This window comes from Fibrobacter sp. UWH1 (genome assembly GCF_002210365.1).
Taxonomy (GTDB): Bacteria; Fibrobacterota; Fibrobacteria; order Fibrobacterales; family Fibrobacteraceae; genus Fibrobacter.
Window position 1 is genome coordinate 56,459 of sequence record NZ_MWQG01000021.1, and the last position, 15,587, is coordinate 72,045.

The window sequence follows — 15,587 nt, forward strand, 5'->3', positions numbered from 1 at the left end:
AAAAAATGTAGATTTGGAATGGTTAGAAGGTCTGATTATGAAAAGTCTAAATTTGATTCTGATTGTGTGCTCCGCTGTGCTTTTGGGCTGTTCCAGCTCATCAAAGGTTGGTTCGATTAGTGATAATTCAGAAAAACTTTCGGAAGCAGAGCCCATAGATGAAAGAGATCTGAAAGCCTACCAGTCTGCAGTTCAGCATGGTGATGAGAGGACTTTCCGGTACGAGTACGGTTCTCAGGTGACTTTTTTCGAAGCCAGCAGATACTGTTACAGCTATGGAGAAGATGCTCTGAAGTTTATGACGAATGATTCAAAAAACGTCATCTCCATACCGGTAGAAAAAATCCAGATTTGTGAAGGCGGAACGGAAATTTGGACTCCCAAAAGTAATGGAAAGGTTTTCCTTGATCATTTGTCCGGAGGCGCGCAAAAGGGCTTTTATTTTGGGGGAGAATTCTTCTTTGAGGCCGCCAAGGCGACGATGGGCTCCAATCCTGTTGTAGGCTCCTTGATGTTTGCCATGTTGCCCATTGGTTTTGCTGTTGGAGCCTCTGTTGGTACAGTTGTTGGTGGAACCGCAGGCCTGGTTGGCATGGGGATTAATTACGCTGACGGAATTAGAGTCTGTCGTGGCGATCTCACTGAAAAAGAAAAGACGGAATTCCTAGAATCCCATCTTTGCTTTAAACATTAATCTAAAAAATATTAAACTAGATGAACATGATCGTGTTCAGCTTGGCGCGGTACTTCCAAGTCAGTTCGTGCTTGGGTCCCAGAACGCCGAATAGCGTGAGCATAGCCTTCTTTGCTGCGCTGTCGTTCCATTCCGGGGCTTCTACGTACAAATTAAGGAATGCCTGGAGGGCGCTTTCAAAATTTTCGGCGGCGGCCATGCAGCAGGCTTCGTGATAAACGATGGCTTCCTTGCCCTGAACATCCTTCTTGGCGGCTTCCGCATGGAAATCCAGAAGTTCCAGCAGGGACTTGGCTTCCTTATACTGGTCGTCGGCTTCGTTGAACTTCTTCAGAATTTCCTTTGCCTTTTCGGTATCGCCCATGCCGAGACTGGCCTTGGCCCACAGGAGCAAAAGCTTCTTGTCGTCGGGAGTCTTCTGCAAGGCTTCGTTGAGCATGGGCAGGGCGACCTCGTAGTTCTTGCTGGCGATGGCGATTTCGAGGGCTTCCATAAAGCGGGATTCGTCGCTGGTGTAGAACTTTTCGAGACGCTTCTTCAGTTCGTCTTCGGGCAGCACACCTGCGATAACGTCTGCAATCTGGCCTTTGTCCACCACGTGGATTTCGGGAACGGAACGTACGCGGAATGCCTGGATCAGCTGCATGTTGGCGCGATCGTCGCAACTGACGACGCCCAGGGTAAAGTCAAGTTCGGTGCTGAACTTTCCCACCAGCTGGGAATAGGGGGCGCAATCCGGATACTCGGCGGAGGAGAAGAGGACTGCAACGGGACGGGTTTCAGAAGCTTGTGCAACTTCTGTTTCAAAATTTTCTGCGGTAATCTGTACAACTTTTGCCATGGGGTGCAATATAGTAAAGCGGGAACGCTTTTTTCGGGCAATGTTCTTTGTTCATTTTTTATATTGCATAACATGAGTAATTGCCCCTTTTGTAATTCCCAGGTAGCCGAAATTAAATTCCGCCACTTGGATCTTCGTATTTGCCCCAAGTGCTGTTCCACCTTTTTCCCTTGCGACCAGACCATGGCCTTTCGCGGCGAACTGACTGACAAGTCCCGCGAACTGTGGTTAGACGCGCTCCTCAAGAAAAACGTCCAGGATCCGGTAATCGAAAATCCCAAGTGCATTGATCATGGTGAACCGCTGGAACGGGGCAAGGTTCCCGACTATGGATTTGACGGCTACGTGACCAATTGTTGCAAGATGTTCCACTTGCCCCCTTCCCAGACCGTCCAACTTTTAAAGAGAACTTTGGAATTCAAGTTCCAGACTCCCCAGAAAGAAGGGAAACACCACTTCTTCTTTATCCGGGCATTATTTAATGTGGTGGATAAGCTTTTTGGTGAAAAGCTGCCCGACGAAGATCCGTTGGACCTGGTACAGTACAATCTTCATATCAAGCCGGTTGTGGATCCTGATGAGACCTAACCGAAAAATCTAATGCTGTTTGGTGCATAATGAAAAAGACTTGCTTCATTCTTGCGATAATTGCTGCCGCAACCTTGGTGGCGTATTTCAATTTGCCCATACGATTTTTTATAGATGGTGTTTTCCCCTTTGAATGCCAGGGTTCTGTCGTTGTTTATGATGATAGGTCGGATGGTGGTGCCTCTGTAGTTTCTTCCGAAGCGGATGAATCCAGCATTCGCTTTACCTGCGCCCTGGGCGAATCTGAAAAGGGCGGCTGGTGCGGCATCCTTTTTGACTTGCGCAAAAAGGATGAGGCTGGTTTTGCCAATCGCGACTGGAGTTTTGTAGACTCCGTTATCGTTGACCTGGAGGCCGAAGGCACTTCTGAAATTCTGCTGAAGTTGTGGGCCTTCGATCCCGAGGTTACTGATACCAATGTGGCCAGGACTTACCGTCTGCTCATGAAGGAACTTCCTCTGGTCCAGGGACGTCAGCGTGTTTCCATTCCCATGGATCAGTTCTACACTCCCGAATTCTGGTATAGCGACAATCGCGTGGATACTTCTCTGGTGGACCGTCATCAGGAGGCCATGGTGCGTCTTGAAATCGCTCCGGGCTGGAACCAGCCCCATGGCAAGCCGTTCTCCCTGAAGATTTACAAGATCGAGGCCAAAGGTCTGAGCAACAAGGTATTTGGCGGAGTGCTGTTCATTATGCTGGTCTTGACCATCGTGGCTGTGGGCCGCAAGCATTCGGTACATCATGACTAAGTCTGCCCTCAAGAAAGTTCTTGTTTCCGTAGGCTGCCTGGTGGTGTTCCTGGTAGCTTGGATTTTTGTTTTTGGAAAGTTCCACGAAAATCACATGGTGCTGTTCCCTACGGGACATCACGAAGTTTATGCCTTGACCGATGGCGTGGTAGGCGGATTTTCAACATCTGAACTTTCTCGTACAGATTCTGTGGTTAGCGCCCGGGTGAATATCCGTTCGGGCATGGCTTACCCTTATGCGGGTATGGGGCTGAACTTGCTTTCGGTAGATAATCGCCCTGCTGCGGATTTCTTTGACTTTACCCGTTTTGATTCCATGGCTGTCTTGGTTGAAACAGGGAGAATGGCCAAGGTTTCGTTCCGCTTTATGAACAACGACCCGGTGTACAGCCGTCAGGGGTCCTATGCCAGCTATCGTCCGCTGGTGGCCTCGGTGCCTGTTCCGGCGAAGGCTGACCAGGAAGCCCGTATCGCCTTGTCTGATTTCAAGGTGCCCGAGTGGTGGTTGGCTGGTCTGGGGCTTGAAGAAGATGATGGCTTACGTTATATGCAACGTGGCGTTTTGTTTGAAGTCTATAATGGGGAAGGAACCCTCCGCGGAATTCCTGACGAAATCATTCTGCGCTCCATCCGTCTGTGGGGCGAGAATCGCCCCTTTAAAAGTTTGATGTACCTGGCCCTCGGTCTCGCCCTTATTGGTTTTGCACTTTCCGTGTACCTCTCTGTTCGCAAGCCCGTGGCCCGTACTTCCAAAAACTAGGAAGAAGAAAAATGACGAAAATCTGGACGCTGGACCGCATTATGCGGTTTTTGATCATGGTGCTCGGGGCGGTGGCGCTCCTGTGGGTCTTGAACTACCTGAGTGGGGTGCTGTCTCCGTTCTTTGCCGCCTTCCTTATGGCATATATTCTGGACCCGCTGGTCTGTAAATTGCAGACAAAGGTAAAACATCGTATCGTGGCCGTAATCATTGTGCTGCTGGTGGCGTTGCTTCTTATAACCGGAGCCCTGTGGATCTTTATTCCGATGGTGGTGAACGAAGTGCGGCACCTGGGGGAACTGATCCCGCGCATGTTCAGTGACTCTGCCTGGAGTAGTCGTCTAACGGCTTTCGTGCCTGCTGATATGTGGAGGACTGCCCGTTCCCTGATTTCCTGGGACCAGGTGGCCGATGCCATGAAGACATTGGATTTCTGGAATGCAGTGCAGTCTGCGGCCGGAAAGATCTTGCCCGGCGCCTGGGGTGTGCTTTCGAAGACCTCCAGCATCTTCCTGGGAATTTCTGGCGTGATTGCGGTAATCATGTACCTGGTGTTTATCATGCTGGATATGCCTAAGCTGCGTCGTGCGGCGGTGAGCGTTTTGCCTTCCAGGTTCAAGCATACGGCCAGTTCCGTGGGCAAGGAAATGGACCGCTTCATGGGTAACTATTTCCGCGCCCAGTCCCTGGTGGCCTTGAGTGTTGGTGTGCTTTACGCTATTGGATTCAGCATTGTGGGACTTCCAATGGGCGTGGCTTTTGGACTTTTTTCGGGAGCCTTGAACATGGTGCCCTACCTGCAGCTGACCACCATTCCCGTGGCCTTGCTGTTGGCTGTGGTTTACGCCCTGGATACGGGCATGCCTTTCTGGGAAGTGGCGATTATCGTGCTGGTGGTCTACGCCGTGGTGCAGGTGATTCAGGACTTTTTCCTGGTGCCGAAAATCGTAGGTTCCTCGATGGATTTGCCGCCGGTGGGAATCCTTCTTTCCCTTTCGATCTGGGGCAAGTTGCTTGGATTCCTGGGGCTGATCGTGGCCATTCCCTTTACCTGTCTGTGCCTGGTCTACGTGGAGAAAATCCAGCGCAAGGCCGATGAAATCGTGGATCGCGGGGACGAAACGGCGCCGAAGGCTTGATTTTATTGGGGTTTTGTGAAAATTTTTTGAAAACTTTTTGAAAAATCTCTCGCAGAGCTTCAAAAAAAAGGTATAATATACGCATAAAAATTCTCAACCTAACTCAAGGAGTTATATAATGAACAAGCAAGATCTCATCGAAGCAATTCTCGCCAACAAGGAAGCTGGCATTGAATCCAAGGCTGCTGCTGGCCGCGCTGTTGACGCTGTGCTCGACGGTATCACCGCTGGTATCAAGAAGGACGGTCTCGTTCAGCTGATCGGTTTCGGTACCTTCCAGGTTAAGGAACGTGCAGCACGTACCGGTCGCAATCCGCAGACTGGCGCTACCATCAAGATCAAGGCTTCCAAGACTGTTTCCTTCAAGGTTGGTGCTGGCCTCAAGGCTACCGCTGCTGCTAAGAAGAACTCCAAGAAGAAGTAATCCTTCTTGCTGGCTTGATTTAGAGCTTTTGAAAATGCCTGGCTTTCAGCCTGGCATTTTTTTTGTATTTTGTTGACTGTTATTGAATTAGAAGAGGTTCTTATGAAACGTAAATTCCTGGGTCTGTTCCTGTTGCTCTCTATTGTTGCCGCTTTCTCTGCCTGCGGTGGCTCCGCTAATGCCGAAGAAGAAGACGAATGCCTTCTGGATCCTAGCTCCGAGAATTGCTCTACCGGAATTGAGGATTTGAACGGCGAAACTGCTGAATAAAAAACTTTACAAATTTTGTGAAAATTTCTATCTTGCGCGCCGAAAATTGAGCCTAAAGGGTGATCTAGCTGAATGGATCTGTTGCACAGGCTCTCAAGGAGTAAAAGATGACCTTCGAAGAAAAGGCACTTGCATACCATGCTAACGGCAAGCCGGGTAAGATTGAAGTTGTTCCGACCAAGCCCCATAGCACTCAGACCGACCTTGGCCTGGCATACACCCCGGGCGTAGCAGTTCCCTGTCTCGAAATTGAAAAGAACCCGGAAACCGCTTACGACTATACCGGTAAGGGCAACCTGGTCGCTGTTATTTCTAACGGTACCGCCGTTCTTGGCCTGGGCGATATTGGTGCCATGGCCGGCAAGCCTGTGATGGAAGGTAAGGGCCTTCTGTTCAAGATCTACGCAGGTGTCGACGTTTTCGACATCGAAGTGAACGAAAAGGATCCGAAGAAGTTCATCGAAATCGTTAAGGGTATCGCTCCCACATTTGGCGGCATCAACCTGGAAGACATCAAGGCTCCGGAATGCTTCGAAATCGAAGAAACCCTGAAGAAGGAACTGGACATCCCCGTGATGCACGATGACCAGCACGGTACCGCCATTATTTCCAGTGCCGCTCTCGTTAACGCTCTCGAAATCGCCGGCAAGGAAATCGACAAAATCAAGCTGGTGGTGAATGGTGCCGGTGCTGCTGCTGTGGCTTGCACCAAGCTGTACCTCTCCCTGGGCGTCAAGAAAGAAAACGTGGTCATGCTGGACTCCAAGGGCGTTATCTACAAGGGTCGCGGCAAGCTCACTCCTGAAAAGGAATTCTTTGCTACCGATCGTACCGACGTCAAGACTCTGGAAGAAGCCATCAAGGGTGCAGACATGTTCCTTGGCCTTTCCAAGCCCAACATCCTCACCAAGGAAATGATCCAGTCCATGGCAAGCAAGCCTATCGTGTTTGCCCTTGCAAACCCCACTCCGGAAGTTTCCTACGATGTAGCCGTCAGCGCCCGTGAAGACATCATCTTCGCTACTGGCCGTTCCGACTATCCCAACCAGGTGAATAACGTTATCGGTTTCCCCTACATCTTCCGCGGTGCTCTGGACGTTCGCGCCACTGCCATCAACGAACACATGAAGCATGCCGCCGTCCGCGCCATTGCCGCTCTTGCCCGCAAGCCGGTGCCCGATGTAGTGAACATTGCCTACAACTCCGAACGCTTCAGCTTCGGTCCCAAGTACATCATTCCCAAGCCGCTGGATCCGCGCCTGTTGACCGACGTTTCTATCGCCGTTGCCAAAGCCGCTATCGAAAGTGGCGTGGCCCGCAAGCCCATTACCGACTGGGATGCCTACGCCGATAGCCTCCGCGACATGATGGGTTACGACAACAAGCTGATTCGTGAATACGAAAACATGGCTCGTTCCAACCCCAAGCGCGTGGTATTCACCGAAGGCCTCAGCGTCAACATGATCAAGGCTGCAATCCAGGCCAAGGACGAAGGAATCGCATTCCCCATCCTGTTGGGCAACCCGGAACGCATCAAGGAACTGGCCGCTTCTGAAAAGCTGGATGTTACCGGTATCGAAATTGTGAACCCCCGTTCTCCGGAAGAATTTGCTCGCCGTCAGAAGTACGCCGAAATCTATGCTGCCGAAAATGGCCGTAACGGCGAAACCTTCGAAAAGGCCGCCTACGAAATGCCGGAACACAACCACTTCGGTATGATGATGGTGAAGACCGGTGACGCAGACGCTCTGATTTCCGGTTCCAACAGCTCCTTCGCTACCAACATCGGTCTGGCCAAGAAGATGATCGGTATCCGCGAAGATTACAAGCACTTCGGCGCTCTGCACATTCTCTCTACCAAGAAGGGTACTTTCTTCCTGGCAGATACTCTGGTGAACCGCGACCCGGATACCGAAACTCTGGTGGACATTGCAAAGCTCACTCACGACGCAGTGAAGTTCTTTGCTCATGAACCGGTGATGGCTATGCTCAGCTACGGTAACTTCGGTGCCGACAAGAACGCAAGCCTGGGTACCGCTGGTAGCGTCCGTGATGCCGTGAAGATCCTTCACGAACAGTATCCGGACTACGCCGTGGATGGCGAAATGCAGGTGAACGTGGCCTTGAACAAGGAACTCCGCGACAAGAAGTTCCCCTTCAATACCATTAAGGGCCAGGACGTGAATACCCTCATCTTCCCCTGCCTCTCTTCTGCAAACACCACCTACAGAATGCTCCTGGAAATGGGCGTTGGCGAATCCATCGGTCCTGTACAGATGGGCTTGAAGAAGCCGGTTCACTTCACCGACTCCGAAGCTTCTGTCCACGACATCTTCAACCTGACCGTTGCTGCCGTTATCGACGCTATCGTTCAGGAAAGGCTTGATAAGGCGAGTGCAGCAAAATAGGCGTAGCCTATTTTATTGCCGAGCCGACAGCCTAGCACTCGTAAGAGTGCAACGTCTCGACAAGGCTCGTAGCGTACTGAAGAAGTAATCTGAGGTGGTGCGGCGAATTTGTCGCTGACAAGTTCGTTATTGATAAGTTCGTCGCCGTCGTTGTTTGAAACGCCTCGAAAATTTAAGGGCTGTACCTAGAAGGTGCAGCTCTTTTTTTTTTTTTAACGCCGATAGTTTATGCTGATTTTTTATAAAAAAATGTGATGAATGTCGCCTGAAATACTTTTTTACAAAATTTGTTTAAATAAGTGTTGATTATTTGTGGATTGGAATTTATTTTATAAACAATAAATTCACAATAACTCACCATAAGGAAGGAAAAAATGGCTACAAAAACTGTAATTGCAAAGTCTGCTCCGAAGGCCGCCGCCAAGAAGGCTGCTGCCAAGCCCGCTGCAAAGCCGGCCGCCAAGAAGGCAGCTGCTAAGCCAGCTGCCAAGCCGGCCGCCAAGAAGGCTGCTGCCAAGCCCGCTGCAAAGCCGGCCGCCAAGAAGGCTGCTGCCAAGCCCGCTGCAAAGCCGGTCGCCAAGAAGGCTGCTGCCAAGCCCGCTGCAAAGAAGGCTTCCAAGAAGAAGTAATCGTTGTATTTACCTCCTTGTTATGGACCCTGGACGTGTTCCAGGGCCCTTTTTGTATGAACGCATTTTTCTATCTTTATCCCTATGATTTCAGAGAAAGATCTTGCTGAGTTTGAGGGTGTTCCTTACGAGGAACGCATTTCCCGTGTAGAAAAGCTTTTGGAAGGAAAGTCCGAACCCCGTCCTTTTGAATTGGGTTTGCTTCTGGCCCTTAAGATGGGTCAGGAACTTCGCCAGGGAAAGGAACTTGGTTCCGAATCCGGCGACCTGGTGGCCAGTTGGGTGGGCAAGTATTCTGAATGGACTGTGGAAGAGGCTATTGCTTCCGCAAAGGAATTTTTGACGAATCCCGCCGCCCTTGCCGAAAAGATCAAGGCTGGCTTCAAGAAGAAGGCCGAAGAGGCTGAAGCCAAGGCTGCCGAAGCCGCCAATGCTGCTGACTCTGCGCCCGCCGCCTCTGCCGAAACTCCCGCCGATGGCCGTGTAGCCGAATCAGAACAGAACGGTTAGCGTCGAGATTGTCATGAAAAACAAGCTTTTAGCTACAGTGGATATAGGAAGCCATAGCTGCATCATGCTGATTGCTGCTTTTGAAGAGGCTCCCGCGCAGGTCGCCGAAATGGCTGGCGGAATGGCTGGAGAGGCCGTTGAGTCTGCCGAGTCCAGTGAATCTGCCGCTAATGAATCCGCTGAATCGTCTGAACATGGGGAATCCGCAGCCTCCGCCGAATCTGCCGAAACTGCAGACTCTGCTGCCGCCGAACCCGTCAGCGAACCTGACGTCAGCGAACCGGCTGCCCCCAGTGAACCTGCCGCATCAACTGCGCCTCGCAAGATTCTTGTCCCAAAGCTCCAGAAAATTGAAGTATGTCGCCTGGGCGACGATGTCTACGACGGCGATGCCGAAGATGAAGAGGGCAAGCGCCCCATTAGCGAAAAGAAAATCGCTGAACTGGTTTCCATCATGACCAAGTTCCGTATGGACTTGCATGCCTTGGGTGCAGACCTGCAGGCTGTTGTCATGACCGAGGCTATGCGCAAGGCCAGCAACTCCGAAGAAGTGATCGCTGCCGTCGAAAAGGCGATCTGGGTTCGCCCCCGCATTATTTCTGGCGAAGAAGAAGCCAAGCTCACCTTCCGTTCTGTCCGTGAATGGCACGGCAAGGATCTGGTGACCATCGATATCGGTGGCGGTTCGACGGAACTGTCCAACGGCGAAACGGCTTTCTCTATTCCGGTGGGCGCCTTGAAGATGTTCAAGGAGATGGGCCCCATTCCCGGACCCGAGTACAAGAAGTTTGTGAAGGAAGCCTTCAAGGACGTAAGCTTCAAGGGTATGACCAAGAAGCCTGTTTACCTGATTGGTGGGACGGGCCTTGCCCTGGCCATGGTGTTCCTGAACAAGCAGGTGTTCGACTACAAGGCTATCGAAGGACTGGAACTTTCCATTAGCGATCTGGATGCGGTAACGACCCGTATCAGCAACCTGTCCAAGGAACTGCGCGCCATGTTGCCGGGCCTCGAAAACGGTCGTCATGACATTATCATTTGCGGTTTGTTCTGGCTGAAGTCCCTGCTTGAAAAACTCCGCGTTGAAAGTTTCCGCATCAGTACTGCGGGACTTAGGTTCGGTTTGCTGTACCCGCCCGAAGTAGAACCAGAACAAAAACCCAAGGCCAAGCGTACACCTCCCTGGCTGAAGAAGAATAACAGTTAACCGTTCACTATTCACTGATTTCTCGTTATGCGTATAAACAAGTTTATTTCTCTTTGTGGAATTGCCAGCCGCCGTGCTGCAGATGCTCTCATTGCCGATGGCCGTGTAGAAGTGAATGGTCAGGTCATTGACGATTTGGGTCATCAGATCGATGAAAATGTGGACCAGGTCCTGGTGGATGGCAAGGTTGCCAAGCTTCCCAAGAAGACCACCACCATCATGTTCCATAAGCCGGCCGGTTGCGTTTGCACCAAGGACGATCCTCAGGGTCGCCGCACCGTTTACGACTATTTGCCGCCGGCTTACCAGTCCTTGAAGTATGTGGGTCGACTGGACTTGCAGAGCCGCGGCCTGCTGCTTTTTACCGATGATGGTGAACTGCTCCATCGTCTGACTCATCCCAGTTTTGAAGTGCCCCGCAGCTATTTCGTGTGGACGGATCGCCCCCTCAGCGATCATGCCGCCCAGCGCCTGGTAGATGGCGTGGATATTCGCGATGAAGATTCCGACGTTGAAGAAATCGCTTTCGCAACGGATGTCTATCTGGAAAAGGGTTTTGTGGAACTGGTGCTTATTGAAGGCAAGAACCGCGAAATCCGTCGTATGATGCGCGCCGTGGGTTATGAAATCCGCGACTTGAAGCGCGTTAGCTATTGCCGCCTTCAGCTGGGCGACTTGCCTGCAGGCGAGTTCCGCGAACTGACCGCCGACGAAATGAACAAGGTCCGTCAGGCAGTTCACGTATGAGTTCCCGCACACTCTACATCGGGGATGTCCATGGCTGCGCCGATGAACTGGAACGCATTGTAGATGCCTTCGGTTTTGTCCGCGGTAAGGATACGCTGTACCAGACCGGCGATATTATCAACAAGGGACCCGATATGTTGAGGGCTCTCAAGTTTATCCAGAAAAATGGGATTCTGACGGTTCGCGGTAATCACGAGGAACATCTGATCCGCATGATGGCAACCGACGAAAGCGAATGGACCGAAAAACAGCGCGCCCGTTTTTCCCGCCTCCCTCTTGAGGACTGGCGCTACATCCTTGACGAGGTGAAGACTTGGCCCCTGTGGCGCGATACGCCTCATGCCTTGCTGGTACATGCCGGTCTTGAACCGGGCAAGTCCCGCCTCGAAGATATGGATCCCAAGGTTATTCTTTCTGTCCGCTACTGGAATGATATTCCCTGGTTCGAACAAGTGAATTGGCACAAGACGGTTGTGTTTGGACATTGGGCCAAGATGGGTTTCGTGGATCGTCGCCCCGGTTTTGTGGGCCTAGATTCTGGATGCGTCTATGGCAAGAAGCTAACTGCCTGGTGCCCCGAAGAAGACAAGTTCTATGTGGTTCCTGCCGCCCGCGAGTATTCTCCGGTTAAGGACAAGGCGAAGACCGCCATTGATGCCCCTTGCATGGTGCCTGGCGACAAGTTGCCCGAGGCGGAACGCCCCAAGACTTTTACCGATATTAAGGAACGTATTGCCAGCGGCGATATCGCCGTTGCCGACGATTCCCCCGAGGCGAAGAAACTCCGCGAATCAAGCCCCAGCATTGCAGCCGAGTGGGCCGGATACTAGGCCGAATTTTAGAGCGGGTATTAGACTGGATTAGAAGTCGCAGTTTTCTACGCAGCGGTTGTTTGCAAACTTTGCTTCGAAGGTTTTGATGCCCTTGTTGAATTTGCGGTAGGGGCCGTGCCTTAAACCTTTTTCAAAGGTCATCTCTTCGGTGACTGCCCCCAGTTCGTCAAACACCTTGGCGGTACCGTGGAGCTGTCCTAAAATGTAGGGGAGGCGCCTGCGAAGCTTACCGCTTTCGTAATATTCTTCTACGTCACCATGAAGGATGCCGCTGCGGTAGACTTCCTTGCTCTTCTTGAAACCGTTTTCAAAGTAGGTGGTAGTGATGCCCTCTTCGATGCCTTTTCGGTAACCGATGGTCTGCCAGGTTTTACCGTTTTCAAAATAGCTGTGGAATACACCGTCCAGTTTGCCGTCTACATAGGGTGCTTCTACGGCCACTTTGCCGTTGGGGTGGTAGCTGATGGCCGTGCCTTGGCGGATTGTGGTGCCGTGCTGCACGGTGTAGATTCTGGAGGGGGAGCCGTCGGGATAGGCTTCGCGGATTGTGTCCAGAACGGTACTGACTTCGGGGTTAGAAGGCGAATCCTGGGCGATTGCCTCGTTAAAAGTCAGCATTAATGTTAAGAGGATCAAATATTTCATTCTGTACACAAGAAAAACCCTTATCAATTACTTAAAATGTAGCTAATACCGCTATATTTTTGTATTTTGCGAAGGCTTATGCGTATTACTTTTTTAAATCCTCCGTTCCACCCCATGTTCAGCCGCGAATCTCGCAGCCCGTGTGTAACGAAGTCTAGTACTCTCTATTGGCCCATGTTCCTGAGCTATGCCGCCGGCACCGCAGAAGCCGACGGAAACGAAATCCAGCTCATCGACAGCCCCGCCATGGAACTTGATCTGCAACAGACTCTGGAAGGCATGAAGAAGTTTGCCCCGGAGCTGGTTATTTGCAGCACCAGTACCCCCAGTATTTTAAATGATCTTAAGGTAGTTCATGCCATCAAGGAAGCTATGCCTGGTGCCAAGGTTGCCATCATGGGTACCCACGCCACCGCAGAACCTCTGGAATCCCTGGAAATGGAACCCAGCCTTGACTATGTGGTTATTGGCGAAGCAGACTACACCTGCCGCAATCTTGCCCGTGCCCTCCGTGGTGACGAAGGTGCTGCCCCTGTAGGTCAGATTGCAGGTCTTGCCTACCGCAAGGAAGACGGAACTACCGACTTCCAGCCCGAAGGCCCCAAGATTGAAAACTTGAACGAACTGCCCTGGGTTTCCAAGGTCTATCGCAAGTACCTTTACAGCTGCTACAAGAAGTATTTCTACGGCGCCAACCTGAACCCGCTGATTGTTATCTTGAGCGGTCGTGGTTGCCCCAACCGCTGTAGCTACTGCGTTATCCCCCAGACTCTGAACGGTCATGTGTTCCGTATGCGCGACCCCAAGGATGTGGTGGACGAACTGCAGTACATCAAGGAAAATTTTGAAGATCTGGGTGAAGTCTTCTTTGAAGACGATACCTTTACCGCTAACCACCAGCATGTTCGCGACATCTGCAACCTGATTCTGGAACGCGGTCTCAAGATTACCTGGAGCTGCAATGCCCGTGCAGACGTTCCCCTGGAATTGCTTAAGCTGATGAAAAAGGCTGGCGGCCGTGAAATGTGCGTCGGCTTCGAAAGCGCATCTCCCGAAGTTCTCCAGAATATCCGCAAGGGTATCAAGAATACCGACAAGGCTATCGAGTTCACCAAGAACGCCCGCAAGGCTGGTCTCCTGGTTCACGGTTGCTTTATGGTGGGTAACCCCGGCGATACTCCCCAGACTCTCCGCATGACTCTGGACTACGCCAAGAAGTTGAATCCCAATACGGCTCAGTTCTACCCGATCATGGCATACCCCGGCACCGAAGCCTACAAGGAAGCTCTGGAAAGTGGCGCCTTGCAGACCAAGGATTACAACCAGTGGTTGGACAAGGACGGCTTCCACCGTACTACCATCCAGCGTGGTGAACTGACCAGCCAGGCTCTGGTGGACTTCTGCGACAAGGCTCGCCGCGAGTTCTACCTGCGCCCCAGCTACATCCTGCGTCAGGGCATCATGGCCATCAAGAATCCCCGTGAACGCTATCGCGTGTTCCGCGGCTTCAACACCCTGGTCAAACACCTGTTCCGCAAGCACGGCGAACTGGCCCCCGTGGCAAGACAAGCCCCTACGATCAAGCAGTAGATTCCACGAAAAGTTGAAATTTGAGTGGGAAAAAGGCGGTGGAAACGGCTATTTTAGCGAGGTTTCCACTGCCTTTTCTTTATTTTGTTTGTGGTTGGCGGCGAGAATAGGGGGTGCAGAGGTGTTTTGGAACGTGATTTTGTCCTTAAATCACCCAATATGGTTGGCGAACGGTTGATTTTTGTGGTGTGATTTAATATAACATAATAAAAAGGCGGTGGAAAAGACCTGATTTAGTCAATTTCCACCGCCTTTTTTGCGGTAAAACGTCTTACAATCTCACGATTCGCATAGATATCGCCGGATAAGCTTTTCAACGGTTTCATAACTTAAGGGATGTTCACTGGTTTCTGTGGTCATGATGAAATTATCTCCAAGGAAGAAACCATTCTGCTGATATTCCTCTAGCTTCAAGGCCATTGTCTGTGCATAGGAGCTGTCATCAATTAACCCGAAGTGTTCCCATATGATTTCTTTTCGAGTTTTTTTGTTGAGGCAGGTGAAGTCCGGAAAGATATTGATGCGTTTTGAATTGTACTTTCCTTTGATAGATTGTTGGGTGATTTTCAACTTATGCGGGAATTCATATCGATATGGCACATTGAAATGATCTAGGGCGTTTGCGATGATGACTTCTGACTTGGATCGGACCCGTTCACCTCTAGCAGTTTTTAGCTCATGATCCGTCTTGTCAAAAGGACGACCGCAGAATTCTTTAAGTTGCCATTCATTGGCGTATTCATCATCAGAAATGATTCTGGGTTGTGTTAGCTTTTGACGTCCTGGATGTTGTTCAGACCAAAAAGTTTCAGCAATTTCTGGGTGATATGTAGCGATGCATGTCTGTAATGCCGTTCGTTGGTTGATTAATTGCTCTAGTAGTTTGGTATCGTAATCGCGTTGGGCGATTCGTTCTGCAATGTTCCATTCTTTTTTTGAAATGAATTTTCCTTTTTTACCGGTTTCTGAGGATATGAGATAATACTGATATGTTCCATTGTGTGGTGAAACCTTGAGTTTTTCTGTTGGAGAATTTTTTAAACAAATCCCGAGTTGTCTTATTGCGGAGTCAAGTTCTTCAACTCTTTTCTGAAGTGAAGACAGCACACTGTCTTTGGACAAATGTATTAATACATTTTCCATGATAATCCTTTGTTATGACGCTTTTGATGAAAACCAGAATTCTAAAGTCTGGTTGTAGCGAAAATTTAGGGGGACGATATAATAAAAAATCTGAGTAATCAGATAGGGAATGTATAATAATGCGAATGAAAATATAGAAAATAAGGCGCGGCTGCGCGAAAAGCTTGGACTGTGTGCAAAAAAGGCGGTGGAAACGGCTATTTTAGCGAGGTTTCCACTGCCTTTTCTTTATTTTGTTTGTGGTTGGCGGCGAGAATAGGGGGTGCAGAGGTGTTTTGGAACGTGATTTTGTCCTTAAATCACCCAATATGGTTGGCGAACGGTTGATTTTTGTGGTGTGATTTAATATAACATAATAAAAAGGCGGTGGAAAAGACCTGATTTAGTCAATTTCCACCGCCTTTTTT

At 50.5% G+C, this 15,587-nt stretch carries 17 protein-coding genes; 14 read left to right on the forward strand and 3 right to left on the reverse strand.

The window, feature by feature from the left end:
• Positions 1-37: 37 nt before the first annotated feature.
• On the forward strand, positions 38-694 hold the full coding sequence (locus B7992_RS10555) for a hypothetical protein (protein WP_141100445.1): 657 nt from the start codon (positions 38-40) through the stop codon (positions 692-694).
• Between the two features lie 16 nt (positions 695-710).
• Here the strand turns inward: B7992_RS10555 and B7992_RS10560 are convergent, their stop codons facing one another.
• Complete coding sequence (locus B7992_RS10560; RefSeq protein ID WP_073283234.1) at positions 711-1,535, reverse strand: tetratricopeptide repeat protein; 825 nt, start codon at positions 1,533-1,535, stop codon at positions 711-713.
• Positions 1,536-1,607: 72 nt separating this feature from the next.
• Here B7992_RS10560 and B7992_RS10565 point away from each other — a divergent pair, with 72 nt between their 5' ends.
• The 12 genes from B7992_RS10565 to B7992_RS10615 all read left to right on the forward strand — a co-directional run bounded on the left by B7992_RS10565 (position 1,608) and on the right by B7992_RS10615 (position 11,799).
• Positions 1,608-2,123, forward strand: a complete 516-nt coding sequence (locus B7992_RS10565; RefSeq protein ID WP_101478675.1) for a hypothetical protein — start codon at positions 1,608-1,610, stop codon at positions 2,121-2,123.
• A gap of 29 nt (positions 2,124-2,152) precedes the next feature.
• A complete protein-coding gene (locus tag B7992_RS10570; RefSeq protein WP_073283231.1) occupies positions 2,153-2,875 on the forward strand; it encodes a hypothetical protein in 723 nt (240 codons plus the stop codon).
• Positions 2,868-3,635, forward strand: coding sequence for a hypothetical protein (locus tag B7992_RS10575; RefSeq protein ID WP_073233451.1), 768 nt, complete (start codon positions 2,868-2,870; stop codon positions 3,633-3,635). The genes B7992_RS10570 and B7992_RS10575 overlap by 8 nt, the downstream gene beginning before the upstream one ends.
• A gap of 11 nt (positions 3,636-3,646) precedes the next feature.
• Positions 3,647-4,774, forward strand: coding sequence for an AI-2E family transporter (locus B7992_RS10580; RefSeq protein WP_073155465.1), 1,128 nt, complete (start codon positions 3,647-3,649; stop codon positions 4,772-4,774).
• Between the two features lie 118 nt (positions 4,775-4,892).
• Positions 4,893-5,198 (forward strand): HU family DNA-binding protein, encoded by a 306-nt coding sequence (locus tag B7992_RS10585; RefSeq protein WP_073155467.1) that lies wholly within the window; start codon positions 4,893-4,895, stop codon positions 5,196-5,198.
• A gap of 102 nt (positions 5,199-5,300) precedes the next feature.
• Positions 5,301-5,468: a hypothetical protein gene (locus B7992_RS16705; protein ID WP_158236558.1), complete on the forward strand. Its 168-nt coding sequence runs from the start codon at positions 5,301-5,303 to the stop codon at positions 5,466-5,468.
• Positions 5,469-5,575: 107 nt separating this feature from the next.
• Positions 5,576-7,876: an NADP-dependent malic enzyme gene (locus B7992_RS10590; RefSeq protein WP_073233455.1), complete on the forward strand. Its 2,301-nt coding sequence runs from the start codon at positions 5,576-5,578 to the stop codon at positions 7,874-7,876.
• 374 nt (positions 7,877-8,250) lie between these two features.
• Complete coding sequence (locus tag B7992_RS16710; RefSeq protein WP_176421919.1) at positions 8,251-8,505, forward strand: hypothetical protein; 255 nt, start codon at positions 8,251-8,253, stop codon at positions 8,503-8,505.
• A gap of 84 nt (positions 8,506-8,589) precedes the next feature.
• Positions 8,590-9,015: a hypothetical protein gene (locus tag B7992_RS10600; protein ID WP_073233457.1), complete on the forward strand. Its 426-nt coding sequence runs from the start codon at positions 8,590-8,592 to the stop codon at positions 9,013-9,015.
• 13 nt (positions 9,016-9,028) lie between these two features.
• Positions 9,029-10,222 (forward strand): phosphatase, encoded by a 1,194-nt coding sequence (locus B7992_RS10605; RefSeq protein ID WP_254917683.1) that lies wholly within the window; start codon positions 9,029-9,031, stop codon positions 10,220-10,222.
• A gap of 27 nt (positions 10,223-10,249) precedes the next feature.
• Positions 10,250-10,969, forward strand: coding sequence for a pseudouridine synthase (locus tag B7992_RS10610; RefSeq protein WP_073233459.1), 720 nt, complete (start codon positions 10,250-10,252; stop codon positions 10,967-10,969).
• Positions 10,966-11,799: a metallophosphoesterase gene (locus B7992_RS10615; protein ID WP_073233461.1), complete on the forward strand. Its 834-nt coding sequence runs from the start codon at positions 10,966-10,968 to the stop codon at positions 11,797-11,799. The genes B7992_RS10610 and B7992_RS10615 overlap by 4 nt, the downstream gene beginning before the upstream one ends.
• Positions 11,800-11,829: 30 nt before the next feature.
• Here B7992_RS10615 and B7992_RS10620 read toward each other — a convergent pair whose 3' ends face one another.
• Positions 11,830-12,447, reverse strand: coding sequence for a toxin-antitoxin system YwqK family antitoxin (locus tag B7992_RS10620; RefSeq protein ID WP_088666255.1), 618 nt, complete (start codon positions 12,445-12,447; stop codon positions 11,830-11,832).
• A gap of 78 nt (positions 12,448-12,525) precedes the next feature.
• On the opposite strand from B7992_RS10620, the gene B7992_RS10625 reads away from it, so the two are divergent.
• A complete protein-coding gene (locus B7992_RS10625; protein WP_073155481.1) occupies positions 12,526-14,037 on the forward strand; it encodes a radical SAM protein in 1,512 nt (503 codons plus the stop codon).
• A 279-nt stretch (positions 14,038-14,316) separates the two neighbouring features.
• Here the strand turns inward: B7992_RS10625 and B7992_RS10630 are convergent, their stop codons facing one another.
• Positions 14,317-15,180: a hypothetical protein gene (locus B7992_RS10630; protein WP_073155484.1), complete on the reverse strand. Its 864-nt coding sequence runs from the start codon at positions 15,178-15,180 to the stop codon at positions 14,317-14,319.
• Between the last annotated feature and the right edge of the window lie 407 nt (positions 15,181-15,587).

Coding starts and splice junctions, on each gene's coding strand:
- B7992_RS10555 (WP_141100445.1), top strand. CDS start 38: ATGAAAAGTCTAAATTTGATTCTGATTGTGTGCTCCGCTGTGCTTTTG.
- B7992_RS10560 (WP_073283234.1), bottom strand. CDS start 1,535: ATGGCAAAAGTTGTACAGATTACCGCAGAAAATTTTGAAACAGAAGTT.
- B7992_RS10565 (WP_101478675.1), top strand. CDS start 1,608: ATGAGTAATTGCCCCTTTTGTAATTCCCAGGTAGCCGAAATTAAATTC.
- B7992_RS10570 (WP_073283231.1), top strand. CDS start 2,153: ATGAAAAAGACTTGCTTCATTCTTGCGATAATTGCTGCCGCAACCTTG.
- B7992_RS10575 (WP_073233451.1), top strand. CDS start 2,868: ATGACTAAGTCTGCCCTCAAGAAAGTTCTTGTTTCCGTAGGCTGCCTG.
- B7992_RS10580 (WP_073155465.1), top strand. CDS start 3,647: ATGACGAAAATCTGGACGCTGGACCGCATTATGCGGTTTTTGATCATG.
- B7992_RS10585 (WP_073155467.1), top strand. CDS start 4,893: ATGAACAAGCAAGATCTCATCGAAGCAATTCTCGCCAACAAGGAAGCT.
- B7992_RS16705 (WP_158236558.1), top strand. CDS start 5,301: ATGAAACGTAAATTCCTGGGTCTGTTCCTGTTGCTCTCTATTGTTGCC.
- B7992_RS10590 (WP_073233455.1), top strand. CDS start 5,576: ATGACCTTCGAAGAAAAGGCACTTGCATACCATGCTAACGGCAAGCCG.
- B7992_RS16710 (WP_176421919.1), top strand. CDS start 8,251: ATGGCTACAAAAACTGTAATTGCAAAGTCTGCTCCGAAGGCCGCCGCC.
- B7992_RS10600 (WP_073233457.1), top strand. CDS start 8,590: ATGATTTCAGAGAAAGATCTTGCTGAGTTTGAGGGTGTTCCTTACGAG.
- B7992_RS10605 (WP_254917683.1), top strand. CDS start 9,029: ATGAAAAACAAGCTTTTAGCTACAGTGGATATAGGAAGCCATAGCTGC.
- B7992_RS10610 (WP_073233459.1), top strand. CDS start 10,250: ATGCGTATAAACAAGTTTATTTCTCTTTGTGGAATTGCCAGCCGCCGT.
- B7992_RS10615 (WP_073233461.1), top strand. CDS start 10,966: ATGAGTTCCCGCACACTCTACATCGGGGATGTCCATGGCTGCGCCGAT.
- B7992_RS10620 (WP_088666255.1), bottom strand. CDS start 12,447: ATGAAATATTTGATCCTCTTAACATTAATGCTGACTTTTAACGAGGCA.
- B7992_RS10625 (WP_073155481.1), top strand. CDS start 12,526: ATGCGTATTACTTTTTTAAATCCTCCGTTCCACCCCATGTTCAGCCGC.
- B7992_RS10630 (WP_073155484.1), bottom strand. CDS start 15,180: ATGGAAAATGTATTAATACATTTGTCCAAAGACAGTGTGCTGTCTTCA.